Origin of the sequence: Streptomyces sp. NPDC001373, from assembly GCF_042895815.1 — a bacterium.
GTDB lineage: Bacteria > Actinomycetota > Actinomycetes > Streptomycetales > Streptomycetaceae > Streptomyces.
Genome location: NZ_JBIAWQ010000001.1, coordinates 550682 through 573631, shown reverse-complemented (window position 1 = coordinate 573631; position 22950 = coordinate 550682). Strand labels below are relative to the sequence as shown.

The window sequence follows — 22950 nt, the reverse complement described above, 5'->3', positions numbered from 1 at the left end:
CCGCCCGGACGGGCGCTCAGTCCTCGGGAGTGAACCCGGGCAGCCAGGCGTCGAGTTCGTCCCGCAGCCGCACCGTCGCACCGAGCTGGCTCAGCACCCCGATGGTGCTGAGCGTCACCCGGTGGATCAGCAGATAGGACGGGGGCAGGTTGATCTGCCGCCCCAACTGGTGGGCGGGGGAGCGGGGATCGGCGATCCGCGCCGCCTGCCCGCGCAGCCACGACCGGGTGAAGGTGAACTCGTCGGCCTCGGCGGGCTCGATGATCGGCTTGAGGTAGTCGAGCACGGCGTCCGGGTCGAGTTCGATGGACTCCTTCACGAACCCCTCGGCGCACAGGTGCCCGTAGACCCCCTCGGCGTCTCCCTCCAGGGTCATCCGCAGAGACCGGCCGATCGGCTTGGGCCAGCCGCCCGGCAGCCGGTCCACCGTGCCGAAGTCCAGCACGCCCAGCCGCATCCGGCCGTCCGCCCCGGATATGAGCCGGAAGTTCCCCGGGTGCGGATCGGCGTGCAGCAGCCCGGTGCGCGCGGGACCGGAGAAGAGGAAGCGGGTCAGCAACTGGCCGGCCCGGTCGCGCTCCTCCTGCGTGCCGTCGGCGATGACCTCCGACAGCGGGGTGCCCTCCAGCCACTCGGTCACCAGCACCTGGTCGCCCTGGTGCACCACGTCCGGGACGACCACGTCGTCGTCCCCGTCGAAGGCGTCCGCATGGGTGCGCTGGGCCTCGGCCTCCAGCTCGTAGTCCAGCTCCTCCGCGACCCGGTCGCGCAGCTCGGTGATCAGCGGCTTGACGTCCATGCCCGGGATGAGCGGGCCCAGCAGCCCGGCGAACCGGCCCAGCTGCTTGAGGTCCGACAGCAGGGCCTCCCCGGCCCCCGGGTACTGGACCTTGACCGCCACCTGCCGCCCGTCGTGCCACACCGCCCGGTGCACCTGCCCGATCGAGGCGGCCGCGGCCGGCTTGTCCTCGAACTCCTCGAACAGCTCCCGCCAGTCCTCGCCGAGCCGCTCCGCCAGCACCTGGTGCACCCGCGCGGCCGGCAGCGGAGGGGCCGCCTCCTGAAGCTTGGTCAGCGCCGCCCGGTAGGGCCCGACGACCTCCTCGGGCAGCGCCGACTCGAACACCGAGAGGGCCTGCCCGAACTTCATGGCACCCCCCTTGAGCTCGCCGAGCGTACGGAACAGCTGTTCGGCGGTGCGCTGCTGGAGCTCCCGGGCCACGATCTCGGCGGACTTCCCGCCGATCCGCTTGCCCAGCCCCCAGGTGGCCCGGCCCGCGATGCCGAGCGGCAGTGCGGCCAGCTTGACCGTGCGGGTGACCGCCTTCCGGGGAAGATCAGACATACGCCCCTCCAGTTCCCAGACTGCTGTGCCGCGAGCGGCGGTTCGGGGCGCCCCTCGGCCCCCGACGCATCCTGCCATGGCCGTCCCACCCGCCGGACCGGGGCTCCTTCCGGGGTTCCGGCGGGAGTCAGGCCGCTCACGACCGCACCGCCCCGGGCTCCGCCGCCGGCACCGCCGCCGCGCACGGGCAGTCCGGGTGGGGGTCCAGCCCCGAGCGCTCCCAGTGCAGGGCGGGCAGGGCGGTCTCCCAGCGGGAGCCGGTGGAAGCCGGCAGCCGGCCGTCGAGGAAGGCCAGGGCGTGGGCCGCGGCCAGGCCGGCCACCGCCGTGGACAGCCCGAGATCGCAGGCGGCCCGCTCCCGGCGCCGGTGCGCCGACCGCCACTGGACCAGCATCCGCGGCCAGGCCGGATCCCGGTCGACGCGCTCGCGCTCCATGCACCCGGCGCATGCCGTCACCCCGGGCAGTACCAGCGGACCGACCAGCCCCGTCCCCTCCAGCACCCCCGCGTACAGGTGGGGGAGGCCCGTCGCCACCCAGTCGGCGGCCGTGGCCGGATCGGGCGCCCACGCCCGCAGACCGTCCCGCGGCGCGACCACCACCAGCGCGACCTCCGGCCCGGGCCCCCCGGCCTCGCCCTCGCGCGGAGCCCGCCCCGGAGCCGCGTCCCGGACGAGCGCTCGGGCGGCCTCGGCCCGCAGCCGGCCCACGCTCCCCGGGCCCAGCCCGCCCGGAGCCACATCGGCCGCCTCCACCCGCCCCCCGTCGAGCACCTCGACCCGGCCCACCCCGGCCCCCGCCAGCACGGCGGCGATCAGCGCCCCCACCCGGCCGCTCCCGCGCACCCGGACCCGTATCGCCCGGCGGGCCGCGACCCCGCGCAGGTCGCCCCCGGGCTCCGGGTGCACCAGGGAGAGCGAGCCCAGATCGGGCCCCAGCCGCTCCAGTACCTCGGGCCGGCTCCGCACGGCCTGCGCCCGCGCCCCTCCCGCCGTGGCGTCGTCGATCAGTCCGGCCCCCGCGAGCCGGCGGACCAGCCCGTCCGCCAGACCCTCCGGCAGCCCCATCCCCCGGGCCTCCGCACGCAGCAGCTCCATGCCGCGGGTCCCGTCGATCCGGTCGATGAGCGAGCCGGTGGCCGTGTCCACCGGGCCGAGCACCACCGCATGCGCCGGGGTCACCCCGAACTGGACCGTCTGCAGGTCCCGCCACGCCCGCGCCAGCGCCGGCTTCACCTTCGGATACATCGCCGCCTCCTCCTGTCCCCGTACCGTCCGCCGCCGTTTCCCGGTGTTCCTCCGTCACGATGCCCGCTGGCCGCGGCGGGCGCGGAATTTTGTCCACAGGCGGGGGTTATCGGTCATATGAGATGAATGCGAGGGGGTGTGTGAGAGGGCACCCTCGGGGCGATCCTGTTCGAACCGCGGACGTACGGGACGCCCGCCGCGGCGACCGGGTACCGTCGAGGCGTGTCCGCCGACCCCTCCCGGCGCGCCGTCGAAGTACGCCGGAGCGCCCGCCGCCGCAGGACCGTGTCCGCCTACCGCGAGGGCGACCGGACGGTCGTCCTGATCCCCGCCCGCATGTCCGAGGCGGAGGAGCGGCGCTGGGTGGGCGTCATGCTGGACAAGCTCGCCGCCCAGGAGAGCAGGCGCACCCTCGGCGACACGGAACTCACCGAGCGCGCCGGGCGTTTGTCCGAGCAGTACCTCGGCGGCCGGGCCCGCCCCCGTTCGGTCCGCTGGGTCACCAACCAGAACACGCGCTGGGGTTCCTGCACCCCCGCCGAAGGCAGCATCCGGCTCTCCCACCGGCTCCAGGGGATGCCGGAGTACGTCGTCGACTACGTGCTGCTGCACGAGCTGGCGCACCTCCTCGTCCCGGGGCACGGCCCCCGCTTCTGGGAGCTGCTGGAGGCGTACTCGAGGACGGAGCGGGCCCGCGGCTTCCTGGAGGGAGTGGTCGCGGCCGAGCGGCTCCCCCGGATTCCGGCCGCCCGGGAGGAATGACGTCCCGGACGGGACGCGATGTGTACCGGGTTGGTACCGGCTTGCCCGGATGTCGTCCGGAGCCGTTAGCCTGAGCGGCACACAACCGCGGGTACGACATCCGGCGGCACACGATCAGGCAGGCGAGCAGCCGCACACTCACACTCGGGACGGGGGACGGTCGGACGTATGGCCAGGGAATTCCAACGCGGCCACAAGGCCAGGATCAGTGACCTGACGGCGGGCACCGATCTGTACGTGGGCGTCCAGATCGCCGGGCCCGGACTCACCTTCGACATCAGCTGCTTCGGCCTCGACGCCGACGAGCGCCTGTCGGACGACCGCTACTTCGTCTTCTACAACCAGCCGAAGTCGCCCGAGGAGTCCATCCAGCAGCTCGGCGCGCAGGCCGGGGACACCGAGTCGTTCCGGGTGACCCTCGACCACGTGCCCGCGTCCATCCACAAGCTCTCCTTCACCGCCACCCTCGACGGCGACGGACAGATGTCGCAGATCGGCCCCGGCTACATCCGGATCGTGGCCGGCGGCGAGGAAGTCGTCCGGTACTCCTTCACCGGCTCGGAGTTCAGCACCGAACGGGCCCTGATGATCGGCGACTTCTACCGCAAGGACGTGTGGCGCTTCGCCGCCGTCGGCCAGGGCTTCGACGGCGGGCTCGCCGCGCTCCTGGAGAACTTCGGCGGCGAGGTCGCCGAGGAGGACGAGCAGCCGCAGCAGCAGGCCCCGGCCCAGCCGCAGGGCGCCGCTCCGGGCTTCGCCCCGCCGGCCCAGGCGGCCGCGCCGGCCCCGGCCCCCACCCCGTCCTACGGCGCCCCGGTCCACCAGCAGCAGCCGCCGCCCCCCGCGCCGTACACCCCGGCCCAGCAGCAGCCCACGGCGCCCGTGCACTCGGCCCCGACCATGGTCGGCCCGCTGACCCCGCACGCCCCCGCGGCTCCCTACGGCCAGCCGCCCCACCCGCCGCAGCAGCCCGGCCCGCCCTCGTACGGCGGCCGCCAGCCGCAGCAGCACGGGTACGGCGCCCAGGTCCCGCCCCCGGGACCGGCCCCCGCCCCCTACGGCCAGCCGCCGCAGCCCTCCTACGGCGGCCAGGTCCCGCCCCAGCAGCAGGGCTACCCCCAGCCCGGCCAGCCCCCGTACGGCCAGCAGGCCCCCTACGGCCAGCAGCCCCCGGCCCCCTACGGCCACCCGGCCGCCCCGCAGGCCGGACCAGGCCTCGCCGCCGCGCTCCAGCTGTACAAGGAGGCCCCCACGGGCGCCCGCTGGACCGCGCAGAACCACCAGCTCATGCGGGTCGACCTCGCGGCGGGCGGCGGCCAGCCCGTCCTCGCTCGCCAGGGCAGCATGGTCCTCTACCAGGGCAAGGTCGACTTCAGCTACAAGGGCGCGGGCTTCGCCGGCCGCATCGTGGGCAACGCCACCGGCCAGGAGATGCAGCTGATGCGCTGCACCGGCCGCGGCCAGCTCTTCCTCGCGGAGAACGGCGCCCACCTGCACGCCATCGAGCTCCAGGGCGACGGCATCTGCGTCTCGTCCGAGAGCGTCCTCGCCTTCGACGAGTCCCTCCAGCACGAGGTACGCCGCATCGAGGGCCACGGCATCCCCGGCGGAGCCCTGTTCACGATGCTCTTCCAGGGCACCGGCACCGTGATCGTCAAGACGCACGGCACCCCCGTCGTCCTGCCCGTCACCCCGACCACCTTCGCCGACAGCAATGCCATCGTGGCCTGGTCGGCGGCCTCCCAGGTGATCGTTTCCAGCCAGGTCCGGCTGCGCCGCAACGCCTACCCCGGCCACAGCGGGGAGACCGTGAACCTCCAGTTCCGCGGCGCCCCCGGCAACTTCATCGTCGTCCAGCCGTACGAGGTCTGAGGGAGCCCGACATGAACGCCATGAACCCCATGAACCAGCAGCTCGCGGGCTACGCCCCGACCCCCGTCACGGCCCGCATGGAGAACCACGGTTCGGCCATGCTCAAGGTCGCCATGCAGAGCGGCCAGGACCTCTTCGCGCGCACCGGCTCGATGGTCGCCTACGAGGGCTTCGTCCAGTACGAGCCCAACCCGCCGGCCCTGCGCCAGATGGCCTCGCAGTGGCTCACCGGCGAGGGCGCCCCGCTGATGAAGTGCACCGGCGACGGCCTGCTCTACCTCGCCGACTACGGCGCGAACGTCGTCTGCATCAACCTCAACAACGACGCCCTCTCCGTCAACGGCACCAACCTGCTCGCCTTCGACGCCCATCTCCAGTGGGGCGTCGAGCGGGTCAAGGGCATGGCCAAGTTCGCCGGCCAGGGCCTGTTCAACGTCCAGATCTCCGGTACCGGCTGGGTCGCGATCACCTCGCGCGGCACCCCGATCGTGGTCGACTGCGGCCGCGGGGAGGACGAGACGTTCGTCGACCCCGACGCGCTCGTCGCCTGGTCCCCGAACCTCAAGGTCAAGGGCAAGAGCAGCTTCAAGGCCTCGTCACTGATCGGCCGGGGCAGCGGAGAGGCCTACCAGATGGCCTTCTCCGGCCAGGGCATCGTCGTCGTACAGCCCAGCGAGGACAGCACCGACCGGCTCCGGACCCGGGGCTGAGGGGGAGCGGACACACCATGCAGAGCTCACTTTTCGGCCACGCCGAGCAGCAGTCCCAGGAGCGGTACGCCGTCCAGAACCCGCAGCTGCTGCGGGTCACCCTGGCCGGCTCCGACGACGTCCTCGCCCGCAAGGGCTCGATGGTCGCCTACCAGGGCATCGTCGACTTCGACGGCGAGTACCAGAGCAGCAACCAGCGCGGCGCCCGCTTGCGCACCGGCGAGGGCCTCGACCTGATGCGCTGCTCCGGGCAGGGCACGGTCTACTTCGCCAACCTCGCCCAGCACGTCCACGTCCTCGACGTCGACCACGACGGCCTCACCGTCGACAGCAGCTACGTCCTCGCCATGGACTCCACCCTGCACACCGAGGTCATCGCGGTGGACAGCCAGTACGGGATCTCCGGCTCCGGCAAGTACCAGCTCAACATCACCGGCCGCGGCAAGGTCGCCCTGATGACCTCCGGACAGCCGCTGATGATGCAGGTCACCCCGGACAAGTACGTCAACGCCGACGCCGACGCGATCGTGGCCTGGTCCACCTCCCTGCGCGTGCAGATGCAGGCCCAGACGCACTCCTCCGGCGTCTGGCGGCGCCGCGGCAACACCGGCGAGGGCTGGGAGCTCAGCTTCCTCGGCACCGGCTTCGCCCTGGTGCAGCCCAGCGAGGTGCTGCCCCCGCAGAACGCCCAGCTCGGCCAGGGCGTCGCCGCCCAGTTCGGCATGGGCCAGCACGGCGCCCACGCCCAGAACCAGAACAACGTCTGGAACTGACCCGGCGGCCGCACCGGCACGGCGAAGGGGCGGACTCCCAGGGGGTCCGCCCCTTCGCCGCGTCCTCAGGCGCCCAGTCGGGCCCGGGTCGCCTCCAGCAGCTCCACCACCGAGGCGTCGGCCACCGCGGCGACCTCCTCGCACGGGAACCAGCGCAGGTCCAGCGACTCCTCGCTGATCTCCGCCACCGCGCCGGCCGGGGCCAGCGCGGCGTACTGCACGTCCAGGTGCCAGTTGCACGGCGCCGGGATCGGGTGCCGGTCCAGCCGTACGGGCCCGCCCTCCAGCAGCGTCAGCCCGGAGGCGATCCCCGACTCCTCGACCGCCTCGCGCATCGCCGCCTCGGCGAGCGTGGCGTCACCGGGCTCGCAGTGCCCGCCCATCTGCAGCCACAGGCCGAGCTTCTTGTGCAGGGTCAGCAGGACCCGGCCGCCCTCCGGGTCGATCACCAGCGCGCTGCCCGTGACGTGCCCCGCCCCGCAGGGCTTGTAGACACCGTCCGGGTGCTCCGCCAAGTGCTCCAGGTAGACGTCGCGCAGCGCGCGCTGCTGCCCGTCCTGGCCCTCGTAGGACTTCAGGACCAGGACGGCATCCTCGTGAAGGCTCACTTCGTCTCGTCACCTTCGCCCTGGTCGCGCTTCTCGGCGGCCTCGCCGAGCATCTTGTCGATCTCCGAGAAGTCCAGCTGCTCGCGGTGCACGAACCCGTCCGGGTCGTCCAGGTCGGAGGCCGTCGGCAGCATGTCCGGGTGCTCCCACAGACCGTCGCGGCCGTCCACCCCGCGCGCGTCCGTGAGCGAGGCCCACAGGCGCGAGGCGTCGCGCAGCCGGCGCGGCCGCAGCTCCAGCCCGATCAGCGTCGCGAAGGTCTGCTCCGCCGGACCGCCCGAGGCGCGCCGGCGGCGCATCGTCTCGCGCATGGCGTCGGCCGAGGTCAGCCGGGGCTTGGCCGCCTCGTGGACCACGGCGTCCACCCAGCCCTCGACCAGCGCGAGCGCCGTCTCCAGCCGGGCCAGCGCGGCCTTCTGCTCCGGGGTGTCCTGCGGCTGGAACAAACCGCCCTGGAGGGCCTCCTGGAGCTGCTCCGGGTTGGACGGGTCGAGCTGGCCGACCACGTCCTCCAGCTTCGAGGTGTCCACCTTGATGCCGCGCGCGTAGCCCTCGACCGCGCCGAACAGGTGCGAGCGCAGCCACGGCACGTGCGCGAAGAGGCGGGCGTGCGCCGCCTCGCGCAGGGCCAGGTAGAGCCGTACCTCGTCCGAGGGGACGCCCAGGTCCTTGCCGAAGCTCTCGATGTTCAGCGGCAGCAGCGCCGCCCGCCCGGCCGGGCCCAGCGGCAGGCCGATGTCGGTGGAGCCGACGACCTCGCCCGCGAGCACGCCCACGGCCTGGCCGATCTGCTGGCCGAACATGGCCCCGCCCATGGAGCGCATCATGCCGAGCAGCGGGCCCGCCATGGCCTGCATCTCCTCGGGCAGCACGCTGCCCATGGCCGCGCCGACGCGCTCGGCGACCGGGTCCACCAGCTCCTTCCACACCGGGAGGGTCGCCTCGACCCACTCGGCGCGGCTCCAGGCGACGGCCGCGTTGGCGCCCGACGGCAGGGAGGTCACACCGTCCAGCCACAGGTCGGCGAGGCGCACCGCCTCCTCGACCGCCGACTTCTCCGCGATACCGACGCTGGCGTCCTTGACGCCGTCCGCCGTGCCCTGCGCGACGGTCTGGCGGGCGATGTCCCTGGCCATGTCCCAGTTGACGGGACCGCCCTCGTAGCTCAGCATCTGGCCGAGCTGCTGGAAGGCGGCGCCCAGGTCATTGGGGTTCATCGAACCGAACATCGCGGCGAACGGGTTGTCCGCTCCGCCGGGAAGGCCGCCGGGGCCGAACCCGAACGGATTCGCGGGGCCGCCCTGGCCCCCCTTCTTGCCCTTGTCGCCGTCCTCCGGCTCCTCCGGCGGAAGGCCGAATCCGAATGGGGTGTCGCTCACGGGTTTCCTCGGCTCGTAGGGCCGCCGGCGGACGCCGACGGGCAATGGTCCGACAACACCACCCAGCCTAGACACCACTCCCGCTTCCGGGCTCGGTGCTCCGCCGACTCCTGGGCTGCGGCAGGATGGACATCACCTGGTGGGTACGCGTCACGGCGCGCCCCCACTGAAGACAACCGCTGGAGACGCCCGGTGAGTTCCCCAGATCCGCAGGCTCGCGCGCCGCACGACGCCGAAAACCGCCCTGAGCACGGCGGCAGCGCCCCCGGCGTTCGCCAGTCGCGAAACGAGGCCGGCCCCCGCCGACGCAGCCCCGTGATCGCGGTCACCGGGGCCGCCTCCGGCGTCGGCGCCGCCCTCGTGGCCCGGCTCGCCGAGTCCGACGAGGTCAAGCAGGTCATCGCCATCGACGAGCGGCGCGGCGACTGCGCCGAGGCCCAGTGGCACGTCCTGGACGTCCGCGACCCCGCGATCGCCGACCGGCTGCGCGGCGCGGACGTGGTCGTGCACCTCGCGCTCGACCTCGACCTGGAGACCGACCCCGCGGCCCGTACGGCGTACAACGTACGCGGGACCCAGACCGTGCTGACCGCAGCCGCGGCGGCCGGGGTGCACCGGGTCGTCCTGTGCACCTCCGCGATGGTCTACGGGGCCCTGCCCGACAACGACATCCCGCTCTCGGAGGACTCCGAGCTGCGGGCCACCGCCGAGGCGACCGGCGTCGGCGACCTGCTGGAGATCGAGCGCCTGGGCCGCCGCGCCCCCCGCGCCCACCCCGGCCTCAACGTGACGGTGCTCCGTCCGGCCGTGCTCGTCGGCGGCACGGACACCGCGCTGACCCGGTACTTCGAGTCCCCCCGCCTGCTCGTCGTCGCGGGCTCCCGGCCCACCTGGCAGTTCTGCCACGTCGAGGACCTGGTCAGCGCCCTGGAGTACGCAGCCCTGGAGAAGGTGGAGGGGGAGCTGGCCGTCGGCTGCGAGGGCTGGCTGGAGCAGGAGGAGGTCGAGGAGCTCAGCGGCATCCGCCGCATGGAGCTGCCCTCGGCCGTCGCGCTGGGCGCCGCGGCCCGGCTGCACCGGATCGGCCTGACCCCGTCCCCGGCCGGGGACCTCGCGTACACCATGCACCCCTGGGTGGTCAGCGTCAGCGGGCTGCACGCGGCCGGCTGGCGGCCCCGCTGGACCAACGAGGAGGTGCTGGCCGAGCTGCTCCGGGAGGTGTCGGGCCGGCACACCGTCGCGGGCCGCCGCCTGGGCCGCAAGGACGCCGCCACGGCCGCCGGTGCCGCGGGCGCGACGGTGGCCCTGCTGGGCGCCGCGGCCGCCGTCCGCCGGGCCCGCAGGCGCCGCGGCCTCTGACCCGGGACGCGCACCCCGCCGCAGGCCCGGACCCCAGGGGTCCGGGCCCGGCCGGAGCACGCGCCCCGTAGCCGGGCCCCGCGCCCCCCGCCCCCGCGGCCTCCTGTAGGAGACTCCCAACCGGCCGGTCACGGCACGGTCGAAACGGCTATTCCGCCACGTCAGCCGCTAGGGCACGATGGACGGCATGGCACCGCACTTCGACCACCCCGGCGAGCAGGCCGCCCAGGACCCGATCCGGCTGCTCGAGATCCGCGAGACCCCGCTCTCGATCGACGAGGTCTTCCAGGCCGTCGGCGACGACGCGACGGGAGGCACGACCCTCTTCGTCGGCACGGTGCGCAACCACGACGGCGGCGCGGACGTCGAGTCCCTCGGCTACTCCTGCCACCCCACGGCGGAGGCGGAGATGCGCCGCGTCGCCGAACGCGTCGTGGAGAAGTACCCGGTCCGCGCCCTGGCGGCCGTCCACCGCATCGGCGACCTGTCCGTCGGTGACCTGGCCGTGGTCGTCGCCGTCTCCTGCCCGCACCGCGGCGAGGCCTTCGAGGCCTGCCGGATGCTGATCGACGACCTCAAGCACGAGGTGCCGATCTGGAAGCACCAGACCTTCTCGGATGGCACGGAGGAGTGGGTCGGCGCCTGCTGACCGTGCCTGCCGCCCCCGGGCCCGCGCCGCGGGCCGCCCCGTGAGCACACCGCGGGCCCCCGGTCGCGGAGGCACCGCCGGGCGGGAGTAGCCTCACACCCGTTCGGCCGCGCAACACGCCCTCGATTTGCGTAACCCCCCCGCGGGCACGAGCGTTGAAAGCACCGACGACACGTACTTTCTGGGCAGGGAGGCACGTCCATGGCGTCACTGGCGTGGTTGCTGATTCCGCTGTTCGCCGCGATCGGGGCGGCGATATGGGGCAGCTGGGCGGCACGCGACCGCACCCAGGGGGACATATCCGAGCTCGCCGGCTACGCGAGGTTCCGCGAGGCCATGGACCGGGCCGACGGGGCGAGGCAGAGGGAGAAGGCGCACTCCGGTTCCGACGCCGTCTGACGCGTCCCGGAGTCCACGTCCGGCGGGCCGGGCGGGGCCCCGCTGAGAATCGCCTGAGAGTTCCGTCCGCGGGCCCCGTACGGACCGGCCCCACGGGTCGCGCGCGGAAACCGTCCCGTACTGTCGATCCATGCCACGCCGTCCCGCGACGATGCTCGCCTCCACCCTCGTGCTGTTCGCGTTGCTCTGCGCAGGGGTGTTCCTCAAGGTCCCGTACTCCGAGATGAGCCCCGGCCCGACCGTGAACACGCTGGGCGAGTCGCACGGGGAGCCGGTCCTGAACATCTCCGGGCACAAGACGTACCCGACCACCGGGCACCTCAACATGACCACGGTCCGCGTCACCGGCGCCGACTACGACATGAACCTGCTCGAAGCGGTCTACGGCTGGCTCGCGGGCGACAACATCGTCGTCCCGCACGAGAACCTCTACCCGGACGGCAAGACGGACAAGGAGTCCACGCAGGAGAACGCCGAGGAGTTCAGCCAGTCGCAGGAGAGCGCCAAGGTGGCCGCCCTCAAGCAGCTCGGCATCCCGGTCAGCGCCCGCGTCGTGGTCTCCACCGTCGTCAAGGGCAGCCCCGCCGAGGGCAGGCTGCACGCGGGCGACGTGATCAAGGAGGTCGACGGCGGCCCCGTCACCCAGCCCGGCGACGTCGCCAAGCTCGTCACCCGGCACAAGCCGGGCGAGCCCGTCGAGTTCACCATCGTGCCCGCCGCCGCGGCGGCGGAGGCCGAGAAGGCGGGCCGCGAGCCCACCGCCACCACCAAGGTGACCATCACCGCGGGCAAGGCGCCGGACGACGGCCACGCCGTCGTCGGCATCCGGGCCGGGACCGACCACACCTTCCCCTTCCCGATCGACATCAAGCTCGCCGACGTCGGCGGCCCCAGCGCCGGCCTGATGTTCGCCCTGGGCATCGTCGACAAGCTCACCCCCGAGGACCTGACCGGCGGGAAGTTCATCGCCGGCACCGGCACCATCGACGACACGGGCAAGGTCGGACCGATCGGCGGCATCCAGATGAAGACCATCGGCGCCCGCCAGGCCGGGGCCGAGTACTTTCTGACCCCGGCCGAGAACTGCGCCGCGGCCGCCGCGCAGGTCCCCGACGGCCTCACCCTGGTGAAGGTCTCCACCATCGACGACGCCACCAAGGCCGTGCAGAAGATCGGCAAGGGGGACGCGGCCGGACTGCCGCGGTGCACGACGTCCTGATCCGGCGGCTGTGGCTGCGGCCGCGTCCCCGGCCCCGCCTCTGCGGGGCCTCAGGCGAAGGTGGCCGCCAGCGCGTCGGCCAGGCCCGGCACCAGGCCCGCGCCGGTCAGCACCTCGCTGGAGGAGTCCTTGTCCCGCAGCCGTACGGCCGACTCCCGCGAGCCGTTGCGCAGGACGCCGACGGTCAGGCGCACCTCCTGCCGCTCGGGGTGGCCGGCGACCCACTTGGTCAGCTGCTTGTCGTTCAGCCCCTCCGGTACGGAGGCCTCGGCGGACGGCGGCAGCATCAGCCGCTCCACGGTCAGGGCGCACCCGACGACCGCGTCGGGCCAGGCGACGGTCCCCAGGAACTTGTCCAGCGGGGTCCCGGCCGGCACCTCGTCCTGCTCGATCGGGGTGAGCTGGGCCTTGCCGGCGTCGTCGGTGTCGAGGCCGAGCTGATGGGCGAGGCCGGGCTCCTGGCGGCGCAGGCGGGCCGTGTCGACCAGGGCGAAGAGGCGGGCGGGCTTGTCCCAGCCGAGGGTGGAGGCGTACTCGTCGATCTCGAGGACGGCGCGGGTAAGCGGGCTGGCCGCCATGGGGGTGCCGGGGGAGGGCGAAAGGTTGGACATGGGAAACATCCTGCCTCCTTTCTCCCCGATACCGGGAACTGACTAAAGCCTCAGTAAGTTGCAGGAGTGGGACCTACGATCGTGGGCCCACGACCACACAGCGACTTTCGAGGTGCGCACCTTGGCTTTCCAGATGCCGGACCGCGGCGGAGGCCCCTCCGGGCCACGGATGAGAGTCGGCCGCCCCTCCCGGCGCGCCCGGACCCTTCTGCTGACCCTGGGCGTCCTGGCCGTCCTGGCCATGGCGTTCATCATGTTCGCCGGGTTCTGGACGGACTGGCTCTGGTTCCGCTCCGTCAGGTACTCCTCGGTCTTCACCACCACCCTGTGGACCAAGGTCGGCCTCTTCGCCGTCTTCGGCCTGCTGATGGCGGGCGCCGTCGGGCTGAACGTCTGGCTGGCCTACCGGCTGCGGCCGCCGCTCAGCGCGATGTCGATGGAGCAGCAGAGCCTCGACCGCTACCGGATGAGCGTCGCCCCGTACAGGAAGTGGCTGCTCCTGGGCATCGCCGCGGTCGTCGGGCTGATCGCGGGGGCGTCGGCGGCCGGCCAGTGGAAGACCTGGCTGATGTACGTGAACGGGGTGCCCTTCGGGAAGAAGGACCCCCAGTTCCACCTCGACGTGTCCTTCTACACCTTCGACCTGCCCTGGTACCGCTTCCTGCTCGGCTTCGGCTTCGCCGCGGTCGTGCTGTCGGTGCTGGCGGCGGTCGTCGTCCACTACCTGTACGGCGGACTGCGCGTGACCAGCCCGGGCGCCCGGGCCACCGCCGCGGCGACCGGCCACCTGTCGGTGCTCCTCGGGCTGTTCGTCACCTTCAAGGCGATCGCGTACTGGCTCGACCGGTACGGCCTCGCCGTGAAGTCCAGCGACTTCAAGGCCTCCGACAACTGGACCGGCCTGCGCTACGTCGACGCCAACGCCTACCTGCCGGCCAAGACGATCCTCGTCGCCATCGCGGCGATCTGCGCGGTGCTGTTCTTCGCCACCCTGTGGCGGCGCACCTGGCAGCTGCCGGTCATCGGCTTCGGCCTGATGGTCCTCTCGGCGATCCTGATCGGCGGGCTGTACCCGGCGATCGTGCAGAAGTTCCAGGTCCAGCCGAACGAGCAGGCCAAGGAATCCCCGTACGTCGAGAAGAACATCAAGGCCACGCGCGACGCCTACGGGATCGACGGAGCCGAGGTCAAGGACTACCCGGGCGTCCCGAAGACGGACGACCGGACCAGGCTGCGGCCGGTGGCCGACACCACCGCGAGCCTGCGCCTGCTCGACCCGAACATCGTCTCGCCGGCCTTCCAGCAGCTCCAGCAGGTCAAGGGCTACTACGGCTTCCCGTCCACGCTGGCGGTCGACCGGTACAACGGCCAGGACACGGTGATCGGGCTGCGTGAGCTGAACATCGGCGGCATCCCGAAGAACAACTGGATCAACGACCACTTCAAGTACACGCACGGCTACGGCGTGGTCGCCGCCAAGGGCACGACCGTCAAGGACGGCGCCCCCGACTTCACGCAGTCCGACCTGCCCTCCAAGGGCATGTTCGGCACGGACTTCGAGCAGCGCATCTACTACGGCGAGCAGACGAAGCAGTACTCGATCGTCGGCGGACCGCAGAAGGAGCTCGACTACTCGGACGACAAGGGCGAGAAGGAGACGAGCTACAAGGGCGGCTCCGGCGTCAACCTGGACAACCCGGTCAACCGCGCCGCGTACGCGCTCGCCTTCAGCGAGCCGCAGATCCTGTACTCGGGAGCCATCGGCGACGGTTCGCGGATCCTCTACAACCGCACGCCCAAGGACCGCGTCGAGGCCGTCGCGCCCTGGCTCACCATCGACGGCGCCCCGTACCCGGCCGTCGTCGACGGCCGGATCAAGTGGATCGTCGACGCCTACACGACGACGAACGGCTACCCGTACGCCTCGCGCACCACGCTCGGCCAGAGCACCGCGGACTCGCTGACCAACAGCCAGCGCGCGGTGGTGGCCCAGGAGAACCGGGTCAACTACATCCGCAACTCGGTGAAGGCCACCGTCGACGCCTACGACGGCACGGTGGACCTCTACCAGTGGGACACCCAGGACCCGGTCCTGAAGACCTGGATGAAGGCCTTCCCCGGCACGGTGAAGCCCAAGAGCGAGATCTCCAAGCCGCTCATGGACCACATGCGCTACCCGCAGGACCTGTTCAAGGTCCAGCGCGAGCTCCTGACCCGCTACCACGTCACCGACCCGCAGACCTTCCTCAGCGGCAGCGAGGCGTGGGCCGTCCCGGACGACCCGACGACCAAGGCCGGTACGGCGGTTCCGCCGTACTACCTGTCGATGAAGATGCCGGGCCAGACGGAGAAGGACCAGGTCTTCTCGCTCACCACCACCTTCACGCCGAACGAGCGGCCCAACCTGAGCGCCTTCATGGCGGTGAACGCCGATCCGGGCACCCCGGACTACGGCAAGATCCGGATCCTGAAGATGCCGACCAGCAAGCCGCCGGACGGCCCGGGCCAGGTGCAGAGCAAGTTCCAGTCGGAGCCGAAGATCGCCGAGTCGATCCGGCTGCTGCGCGGCGGTGACTCGGAGATCGAGTACGGCAACCTGCTCGCAGTGCCGATGGACGGCGGGATGCTCTACGTGGAGCCGGTCTACGTTCGCAGCTCCGGTCTGAAGTACCCGCTGCTGCGCAAGGTGCTCGTGACCTACGGCGGCCAGACGGCCTTCGAGGACACCCTGGAGAAGGCGCTGAACGTGGTGTTCGGAGCCGAGGCCCCGACCACGCCGGTACCCCCGGAGAACCCGCCGGCCAAGCCGGGCGAGGGCACGGGGAACCCGCCGGCCGCGCAGGACCCGACGGTCAAGGCGGCCCTCTCCGACGCCCAGAAGGCGGTCGAGGAGGCCGACAAGGCCATGAAGGCCGGCGACTGGACCGCCTACGGCAAGGCGCAGAGCGACCTCCAGGCGGCGCTGAAGCGGGCGATCGACGCCGAGGCGAAGCTGACGGCCCCCAAGCCGGCGGGCTAGGCGGCCCTGCCGGCTGTGTCTGGTCGGCTGGACGGGCGGTCATGGCTCCGTCCCGCGTCGTGATACTGTGGTTTCACCGACGCGGGGTGGAGCAGCTCGGTAGCTCGCTGGGCTCATAACCCAGAGGTCGCAGGTTCAAATCCTGTCCCCGCTACTGAAGACGAAGGCCCGGATCCCATGGGATCCGGGCCTTCGTCATGCCCGGAAGCGGTGCGGAGGGACCGGCCCGGAGGCCGGTGGCAGGCTGCTGGGCGACATGGGGTCACCGGGGCGGGTGAGTTGGGGCGTGAGCGTGTTTGACTTGTCTCTCTGTGGGCATGTCGACAAAACGCTGTAGTGACCTCACTGGCTGCGACATACCAGGTGTACGCGGGTAGCAGGTGATGCGACGATGGGATTTATGGGGGACAGGTCAACTCTGCTGGAGACAGGGCGGTTTGTGAGGGCGGAGGCCGGGTCGGGCACGGAGGCCGGTAAGGCGGCTCCCGCTGTCAACGCGCAGACCGCACTGACCGATGCGGATTTCGCGGAAGAGGCTTTCGGCGACGCCGAGGGGGCCACCGACGCCGAACTGGAGGCGCGCCACCGGGTGGCCGCCGACAAGGGCGACCCCGGTGCCATGAGCGTGCTCGGCGCCCTGCTGCTGCGCCGCGGCGACCTGGCCGGGGCCGAGCCCTACCTGCGCGGCGCGACCGGCGCGGGGGACCGCGCCGCCGCCAACAACCTCGGCGTCCTCCTCCTCCAGCGCGGCTACCCCGACGAGGCCGCCGGCTGGTGGCGGGTCGCCGCCGTCGCCGGCTCCGCCCCCGCCGCGCACGCCCTGGGCCGCCACTACCGCGAGCGCGGGGACGAGCCCGCCGCCGAGTACTGGCTGCGCCAGGCGGCCGAGTCCGGCCACGCCCTGGGCGCCTACGGCCTGGCCGACCTGCTGGAGCACCGCGGGGACAAGGGCGTCGAGCGCTGGTTCCGGGCCGCCGCCGAACAGGGCCACCGCGAGGCCGCCTACCGGCTGGCCCGGCACCTGCGCAAGGGCGACCCCGCCGAGGCCGAGCAGTGGTACCGGCAGGCCGCGGCCCGCGGCCACCGGCGCGCCGGGCTGCACCTGGGCGCCCTCCTGGAGGCGCGCGGCGAGCTGAAGGAGGCCGGCCGCTGGTACCTGAGCTCGGCCAAGCAGGGCGAGGCCCGTGCGGCCTGCGCGCTCGGCTTCCTGCTGCGCGATGCCGGGGACGAGGAGAGCGCGGCCGCCTGGTGGCACCGCGCGGCCCAGGACGGCGACGGGAACGCGGCGAACGCCCTCGGCGCGCTGCACGCCGCGCGCGGCGAGACCGAGACGGCCGAGAAGTGGTACCGGGTCGCGATGGACGCCGGCGACCACAACGGCGCCTACAACCTCGCCCTGCTGTGCGCCGCCCAGGAGCGGACCGCCCAGGCCGAGCAGTGGTACCGCCGTGCCGCCTACGCGGGGCACCGCGAGGCCGCCAACGCACTGGCGATCATGCTGCTCCAGGCCGGGGACGCGGCGGGCGCCGAGCCCTGGTTCTCGAAGGCGGCGGAGGCCGGCAGCGTGGACGCCGCCTTCAACCTCGGGATCCTCTTCGCCAGCCGCGACGAGGACCGCTCCGCCCTGAAGTGGTACGAGCGCGCAGCCGCGGCCGGGCACACCGACGCCGCCCTCCAGGTCGGGATCGCCCTGGTGCGCGACGGCGAGGAGCGCGCCGCCGAGCGGCACCTGCGCTGCGCGGCGAGCGGCGGCAGCGCGGAGGCGGCCTTCCGGCTGGCCTCCCTGCTGGAGTCGCTGGCCCCGCCGCCGGAGCCGGTGGCGCTGGGCGAGCCCGTGGGCGGCAGCGCGCGCAGCGAGAGCGAGGACTGGTACGAGCGCGCCGCCGAGCAGGGTCACCGCCGGGCCCAGGTGCGGGTCGGGATGCTGGCCGCGGCCCGGGGCGACCTGGCCGTGGCCGCCCGCTGGTACCGGGAGGCGGCCGAGGCCGGCTCCCGCAACGGCGCCTTCAACCTCGGGCTGCTGCTCGCCCGCGAGGGGAACGAGCCGGAGGCGGCCCTGTGGTGGACCCGGGCGGCGGTCGCCGGGCACGGCCGGGCCGCCCTGCGGCTCGGGCTGCTCGCGGCCCGGCACGGGGACCTCGCGGAGGGGCAGAAGTGGTGCGTGCGGGCCATGGAGCTCGGTCCGGCGGAGGTCGCCGAGCGGGCGGCGCGGCTGCGCGACGCGCTCGCGGAGGAGCTCTCCGTCTGAGGCCGGGCGGGGCGGCGGTTCACTGATTTGCATCTGCCGGGTGGACTCCCGTAAAGTCTTGTTTACCGACGCGGGGTGGAGCAGCTCGGTAGCTCGCTGGGCTCATAACCCAGAGGTCGCAGGTTCAAATCCTGTCCCCGCTACTGAAGGCCCGAGGCCCGGATCCCATGGATCCGGGCCTCGAGTCGTTTCTGACCGTGAACGTGGGCACAGAGGAAGGGCCGGGGACGGGGTCCCCGGCCCTTCGCCGTCTTCCGGATCAGCCGGCCGCGCAGTTCGGGCACAGCCCGCGGTAGGTCACCTCGACCGCGGAGACCGTGAAGCCGAAGCGTTCGCCGGCGGGCAGGTCGGCCAGCGGATCGCCCGACGGGTGCACGTCCCGTATGGCGCCGCACTGGGCGCAGACCAGGTGGTGGTGCGGGCGATGCGCGTTCGGGTCGTACCGCTTGGCCCGGCGGTCCGTCGAGACTTCCAGCACCTCGCCGAGCGAGACCAGCTCGCCCAAGGTGTTGTACACCGTCGCTCGAGAAATCTCGGGCAGTTTGATCACAGCGCGTGCGTGCACTTCGTCTGCCGTCAGGTGAACGTGGTCACCGTCGAGTACTTCGGCCACGACACGCCGCTGGGCCGTCATGCGCCAGCCGCGTCCGCGAAGTCGTTCCAGCAGGTCACTCATACACGCCAGCCTAACAGTGGGGATTCGGTGCAGATCCCGAACCGATATGGACTTGGATGCTTACTTGACTTAGACAAAGTCCATCGTAGGATCGGATACGGCAAACGCCAAGGACAGGACTTGCAGGAATGACGCAGGAGGCGCACGTGACGCAGGGACCGCTCACCACGGAGGCCGGGGCACCGGTCGCCGACAACCAGAACAGCGAGACCGCTGGGGTCGGCGGGCCGGTCCTCGTCCAGGACCAGCTCCTCCTGGAGAAGCTCGCCCACTTCAACCGCGAGCGCATCCCGGAGCGCGTGGTGCACGCCCGCGGCGCCGGCGCCTACGGCACCTTCACCGTGACCGCGGACGTCACGCGGTACACCCGCGCGAAGTTCCTCTCCGAGGTCGGCAAGCAGACCGAGACCTTCCTGCGCTTCTCCACCGTCGCGGACAGCCTCGGCGGCGCCGACGCCCGCCGCGACCCGCGCGGCTGGGCGCTGAAGTTCTACACCGAAGAGGGCAACTACGACCTCGTCGGCAACAACACGCCGGTGTTCTTCATACGCGACGCCATCAAGTTCCCCGACTTCATCCACACCCAGAAGCGCGACCCGTACACGGGCTCGCAGGAGGCGGACAACGTCTGGGACTTCTGGGGCCTGTCGCCCGAGTCCACACACCAGGTGACCTGGCTGTTCGGCGACCGCGGCATCCCGGCGTCCTACCGCCACATGAACGGCTACGGCTCGCACGCGTTCCAGTGGAACAACGAGGCCGGCGAAATCTTCTGGGTCAAGTACCACTTCAAGACCGACCAGGGCATCAAGAACCTCACCCAGGCCGAGGCCAACCGGCTCGCCGGCGAGGACCCGGACTCCCACCAGCGCGACCTGCGCGAGTCCATCGAGCGCGGCGAGTTCCCGACCTGGACCGTGCAGGTCCAGATCATGCCGGACGCCGACGCGGCGAACTACCGCTTCAACCCGTTCGACCTCACCAAGGTGTGGCCGCACGAGGACTACCCGCCGATCGAGATCGGCAAGCTGGAGCTCAACCGCAACCCGGAGAACATCTTCGCCGAGGTCGAGCAGTCCATCTTCTCCCCGGCGCACTTCGTCCCCGGCATCGGTCCGTCCCCGGACAAGATGCTCCAGGGCCGCCTCTTCGCCTACGGCGACGCGCACCGCTACCGCGTCGGCATCAACGCCGACCACCTGCCGGTGAACCGTCCGCACGCCACCGAGGCGCGCACCAACTCCCGTGACGGCTACCTGTACGACGGCCGCCACAAGGGCGCGAAGAACTACGAGCCCAACAGCTTCGGCGGCCCCTTCCAGACGGACCGCCCGCTGTGGCAGTCCACCCCGGTCACCGGCGGCACGGGCAACCACGCCACCCCCTCGCACTCAGAGGACGACGACTTCGTCCAGGCGGGCAACCTCTACCGCCTGTTCTCCGAGGACGAGAAGGCCCGCCTGATCGAGAACCTCTCCGGCTTCATCGCCAAGGTCTCCCGTGACGACATCGCCGAGCGCGCGATCGACAACTTCCGCCAGGCGGACGCCGACTTCGGCAAGCGGCTGGAAGCCGCGGTCCAGGCCCTCCGCGGCTAGTACGGACCGCTTGCCGTAGCGGGACGGCGGGCCGGGACCCCTCGGGGTTCCGGCCCGCCGCCGTTCTACGCCGCGATGGTGCGCCGCGTGCGCACCCAGGAGCGGATGACGTCCCGGACGGAGACGATGCCCACCGGGCCGCCGTCCTCCAGCACGATCAGGTGCCGGAATCCGCCGATGGCCATCGCCTCGGCGGCCTCCGCCACGGTGGCCTCGGGGGTGCAGAAGACGACGTTGTTCGTGGTGTGCGCGCCCACCGGCTCCCGGTCGGGATCGTGGCCCGCGCCGATCGAGTTGAGGATGTCGCGCTCGGTCAGGATGCCGATGCCGCTGTGGTCGGGATCGAGGACGACGGCCGCGCCGACGCGCCGGCCGGACATCAGGCAGGCTGCCTGACGGAGGGTGTGGGCGGGTCCGAGGGTCAGGATCACGGTGCTCATGGCGTCACGGACGAGCATGAAGAGAACCACCTCCTGGGTGTGTCCCGCTTCGAGAACCGCTTCACAAGCGCACAAGCGGGGGAGTCCCAGATTCCCACGAGCACGCAGCGTCATCAAGGGGGCGCGCTGAGCGCACGCCCCCGCGCGTCGGGATCAGAGGGAGGGGCGCAGGAAGCCCAGCATCTCGTCGTGGAGCAGGCCGTTCGAGGCCGCCGCGTTGCCGCCGTGCACCCCGTCCGCGCCGTCGATGCTCGTGAACCGGCCGCCCGCCTCCTCGACCACGACCGCCAGGGCCGCCATGTCCCACAGGTTCAGCTCCGGCTCGGCGCACAGGTCCAGGGAGCCCTCGGCGACCATCATGTACGGCCAGAAGTCACCGTAGCCCCGGGTGCGCCAGCAGGCGCGGGTCAGCTCCAGGAACCCGGGGAGGCGGCCCAGCTCCTCCCAGCCGGTCAGCGAGGAGAAGGCGAACGAGGCGTCGCCCAGGGAGGCCACCTTCGAGACCCCGATCGGGCCCGCGGGCTCGCCCAGCGCGCCGCCCGCGAAGGCGCCCCCGCCCTGCGAGGCCCACCAGCGGCGGCCCAGCGCCGGGGCCGAGACCACGCCGACGACCGGGCGGAACACCCCGTCCGCGCCCTCCTCCATGAGGGAGATCAGGGTCGCCCACACGGGAACGCCGCGGACGTAGTTCTTCGTGCCGTCGATCGGGTCCACGACCCAGCGGCGCGGCCCCTCGCCCTTGAGCCCGTACTCCTCGCCGAGGATCGCGTCGGCCGGGCGGGCGGCCAGGATGCCTGCCCGGATGATCTCCTCGGCGGCCTGGTCGGCCTCACTCACCGGAGTCATGTCCGGCTTCGTCTCCACCTTCAGGTCCAGGGCGCGGAACCGCTGCATGGTGGCGGCGTCCGCCGCGTCGGCGAGTTCGAGGGCGAGGCGCAGATCGTCGTCATACGTGGGCATGACCGAACAGTATCGAGACTCCACCGGCCCGGCGAACGCCGTCCACGGTACGGCCGGGACGCGCCCTTGACAGGATCTGGCGGTCCGTCAACTCTGGCGGGTGAGCCAGGCCCGGTGTCCGCCGGCCGGCGCGACGGCGGGGGAGGCGACGATGTCGGCGGCCCGGGAGTCCTTGCTGGAAGCGGCCGAAGCGGCGCTGAGCGCCCGCCCCTGGCCGGCCGTGCGGATGGTGGAGGTCGCGACCTCCGCCGGGGTCTCGCGGCAGACCCTCTACAACGAGTTCGGCGGCAAGGACGGCCTGGGGAGGGCCCTGGTGCGGCGCGCCGCCGACCGGTACCTCGACGGGGTCGACCGGGCGCTGGCCGCCGCCCCGCCCGGGCACACCGCCGCCGAGCGGCTCGCGGCGGTCGCCGAGTGGACCGTCCGGGCCGCCGGCGCACAGGCGCTCGTACGGGCCCTGCTGACCGGCGCCTGGGACCCGGCGCTGCCCGCGCCGCCCCCGCCCGGGAGCCGGCACGCGGTCGGGCCGGGCGAACTGGCCCGCGCCGCCCGGGACCGGGCCGCCGCCGCGCTGCCGCAGGAGCCGGCGCGCCGCTGCGAGCTCGCCGTTCGGCTCGCGCTGTCCTACGTGGTGGCGCCCGGGGAGGAACCTGGCGAGCAGGAGCTGATGAGGCTGCTCAGTGGGCCGAGCCGGAGAGCTGGAGGCCGATGACGCCCAGGATCACCAGCGTGATGGAGACCAGCTTCAGGGTGGAGACCAGGTCCCCGAGGAAGACCATGCCGTAGATGGCGGTCCCGGCCGCCCCGATGCCCGTCCACACCGCGTACGCCGGGCCCACGTCCAGCTTCTTGAGCGCCAGGGTCAGAAGGCCGAAGCTGCCGAGCGCGAAGCACGCGAACGCGATCGTCGGCCACAGCCGGGTGAACCCGTGGGACAGCTTGAGGCAGACCGCGAAACCGGTCTCCAGGATTCCCGCGACCACGACCAGCAGCCACGCCATGTCGAATGCCTCCCCGCGTCAGGTGACATCGCGCCACTTGGTGCGATGATGCATTTACCAGACAAGGCGCGGTGCA

At 72.4% G+C, this 22950-nt stretch carries 21 protein-coding genes and 2 tRNA genes; 14 read left to right on the top strand and 9 right to left on the bottom strand.

Annotated features, from left to right (window positions below; genetic code table 11):
- Nucleotides 1-16: 16 nt before the first annotated feature.
- Together ACFY15_RS02755 and ACFY15_RS02750 are read right to left on the bottom strand one after the other, a co-directional pair.
- Nucleotides 17-1345 carry an ABC1 kinase family protein gene (locus tag ACFY15_RS02755; protein ID WP_390685245.1) on the bottom strand — a complete coding sequence of 443 codons (1329 nt, stop codon included), beginning with the start codon at nt 1343-1345 and terminating at the stop codon, nt 17-19.
- Nucleotides 1346-1481: 136 nt separating this feature from the next.
- Nucleotides 1482-2591, bottom strand: coding sequence for a ThiF family adenylyltransferase (locus ACFY15_RS02750; RefSeq protein WP_390685246.1), 1110 nt, complete (start codon nt 2589-2591; stop codon nt 1482-1484).
- 222 nt (nt 2592-2813) lie between these two features.
- Between ACFY15_RS02750 and ACFY15_RS02745 the strand changes: the two genes are divergently transcribed.
- From ACFY15_RS02745 to ACFY15_RS02730, 4 genes are all read left to right on the top strand, one after another.
- On the top strand, nt 2814-3353 hold the full coding sequence (locus ACFY15_RS02745) for a M48 family metallopeptidase (RefSeq protein ID WP_390685247.1): 540 nt from the start codon (nt 2814-2816) through the stop codon (nt 3351-3353).
- A 168-nt stretch (nt 3354-3521) separates the two neighbouring features.
- Nucleotides 3522-5225 (top strand): TerD family protein, encoded by a 1704-nt coding sequence (locus ACFY15_RS02740; protein WP_390685248.1) that lies wholly within the window; start codon nt 3522-3524, stop codon nt 5223-5225.
- Between the two features lie 29 nt (nt 5226-5254).
- Entirely contained in the window at nt 5255-5935 is a 681-nt protein-coding gene (locus tag ACFY15_RS02735) for an AIM24 family protein (protein WP_042810679.1), read from the top strand.
- A gap of 17 nt (nt 5936-5952) precedes the next feature.
- Nucleotides 5953-6708 (top strand): AIM24 family protein, encoded by a 756-nt coding sequence (locus tag ACFY15_RS02730; RefSeq protein WP_390685249.1) that lies wholly within the window; start codon nt 5953-5955, stop codon nt 6706-6708.
- A 65-nt stretch (nt 6709-6773) separates the two neighbouring features.
- Here the strand turns inward: ACFY15_RS02730 and ACFY15_RS02725 are convergent, their stop codons facing one another.
- Together ACFY15_RS02725 and ACFY15_RS02720 are read right to left on the bottom strand one after the other, a co-directional pair.
- Nucleotides 6774-7316 (bottom strand): NUDIX hydrolase, encoded by a 543-nt coding sequence (locus ACFY15_RS02725; RefSeq protein WP_390685250.1) that lies wholly within the window; start codon nt 7314-7316, stop codon nt 6774-6776.
- A complete protein-coding gene (locus ACFY15_RS02720; RefSeq protein ID WP_390685251.1) occupies nt 7313-8695 on the bottom strand; it encodes a zinc-dependent metalloprotease in 1383 nt (460 codons plus the stop codon). Before ACFY15_RS02720 ends, ACFY15_RS02725 begins: the two co-directional genes overlap by 4 nt.
- Nucleotides 8696-8887: 192 nt before the next feature.
- Here ACFY15_RS02720 and ACFY15_RS02715 point away from each other — a divergent pair, with 192 nt between their 5' ends.
- The 4 genes from ACFY15_RS02715 (at nt 8888) to ACFY15_RS02700 (ending at nt 12321) form a co-directional block, all read left to right on the top strand.
- On the top strand, nt 8888-10054 hold the full coding sequence (locus ACFY15_RS02715; RefSeq protein WP_390685252.1) for an SDR family oxidoreductase: 1167 nt from the start codon (nt 8888-8890) through the stop codon (nt 10052-10054).
- Nucleotides 10055-10241: 187 nt separating this feature from the next.
- Nucleotides 10242-10703 (top strand): molybdenum cofactor biosynthesis protein MoaE, encoded by a 462-nt coding sequence (locus ACFY15_RS02710; protein WP_390824904.1) that lies wholly within the window; start codon nt 10242-10244, stop codon nt 10701-10703.
- A gap of 201 nt (nt 10704-10904) precedes the next feature.
- Nucleotides 10905-11102: a hypothetical protein gene (locus ACFY15_RS02705; protein WP_390685254.1), complete on the top strand. Its 198-nt coding sequence runs from the start codon at nt 10905-10907 to the stop codon at nt 11100-11102.
- Between the two features lie 130 nt (nt 11103-11232).
- Nucleotides 11233-12321: a PDZ domain-containing protein gene (locus tag ACFY15_RS02700; RefSeq protein ID WP_390824903.1), complete on the top strand. Its 1089-nt coding sequence runs from the start codon at nt 11233-11235 to the stop codon at nt 12319-12321.
- Nucleotides 12322-12371: 50 nt separating this feature from the next.
- Here ACFY15_RS02700 and ACFY15_RS02695 read toward each other — a convergent pair whose 3' ends face one another.
- Nucleotides 12372-12941 (bottom strand): PPA1309 family protein, encoded by a 570-nt coding sequence (locus ACFY15_RS02695; protein WP_390685256.1) that lies wholly within the window; start codon nt 12939-12941, stop codon nt 12372-12374.
- A gap of 124 nt (nt 12942-13065) precedes the next feature.
- On the opposite strand from ACFY15_RS02695, the gene ACFY15_RS02690 reads away from it, so the two are divergent.
- The 4 genes from ACFY15_RS02690 to ACFY15_RS02675 all read left to right on the top strand — a co-directional run bounded on the left by ACFY15_RS02690 (nt 13066) and on the right by ACFY15_RS02675 (nt 18342).
- Nucleotides 13066-15951 (top strand): UPF0182 family protein, encoded by a 2886-nt coding sequence (locus tag ACFY15_RS02690; protein ID WP_390685506.1) that lies wholly within the window; start codon nt 13066-13068, stop codon nt 15949-15951.
- Nucleotides 15952-16031: 80 nt separating this feature from the next.
- A tRNA-Met gene (locus ACFY15_RS02685) sits at nt 16032-16105 on the top strand.
- Nucleotides 16106-16342: 237 nt separating this feature from the next.
- Nucleotides 16343-18199, top strand: a complete 1857-nt coding sequence (locus ACFY15_RS02680) for a tetratricopeptide repeat protein (RefSeq protein ID WP_390685257.1) — start codon at nt 16343-16345, stop codon at nt 18197-18199.
- Nucleotides 18200-18268: 69 nt separating this feature from the next.
- Nucleotides 18269-18342 (top strand) — tRNA-Met (locus ACFY15_RS02675).
- Between the two features lie 116 nt (nt 18343-18458).
- Here ACFY15_RS02675 and ACFY15_RS02670 read toward each other — a convergent pair.
- Nucleotides 18459-18875 (bottom strand): Fur family transcriptional regulator, encoded by a 417-nt coding sequence (locus ACFY15_RS02670; protein WP_390685258.1) that lies wholly within the window; start codon nt 18873-18875, stop codon nt 18459-18461.
- Between the two features lie 128 nt (nt 18876-19003).
- Here ACFY15_RS02670 and ACFY15_RS02665 point away from each other — a divergent pair, with 128 nt between their 5' ends.
- On the top strand, nt 19004-20473 hold the full coding sequence (locus ACFY15_RS02665; RefSeq protein WP_390824902.1) for a catalase: 1470 nt from the start codon (nt 19004-19006) through the stop codon (nt 20471-20473).
- Nucleotides 20474-20538: 65 nt separating this feature from the next.
- Here ACFY15_RS02665 and ACFY15_RS02660 read toward each other — a convergent pair whose 3' ends face one another.
- Both ACFY15_RS02660 and hisN read right to left on the bottom strand, forming a co-directional pair.
- Nucleotides 20539-20931: a CBS domain-containing protein gene (locus tag ACFY15_RS02660; RefSeq protein WP_366452573.1), complete on the bottom strand. Its 393-nt coding sequence runs from the start codon at nt 20929-20931 to the stop codon at nt 20539-20541.
- A gap of 135 nt (nt 20932-21066) precedes the next feature.
- Nucleotides 21067-21873: a histidinol-phosphatase gene (gene hisN / locus ACFY15_RS02655; RefSeq protein WP_390685260.1), complete on the bottom strand. Its 807-nt coding sequence runs from the start codon at nt 21871-21873 to the stop codon at nt 21067-21069.
- Nucleotides 21874-22024: 151 nt separating this feature from the next.
- Here hisN and ACFY15_RS02650 point away from each other — a divergent pair, with 151 nt between their 5' ends.
- On the top strand, nt 22025-22585 hold the full coding sequence (locus tag ACFY15_RS02650) for a TetR/AcrR family transcriptional regulator (protein WP_390685261.1): 561 nt from the start codon (nt 22025-22027) through the stop codon (nt 22583-22585).
- Here ACFY15_RS02650 and ACFY15_RS02645 read toward each other — a convergent pair.
- A complete protein-coding gene (locus tag ACFY15_RS02645; protein WP_007266432.1) occupies nt 22551-22874 on the bottom strand; it encodes a multidrug efflux SMR transporter in 324 nt (107 codons plus the stop codon). The two genes, ACFY15_RS02650 and ACFY15_RS02645, sit on opposite strands and share 35 nt — an antisense overlap.
- Nucleotides 22875-22950: the final 76 nt, after the last annotated feature.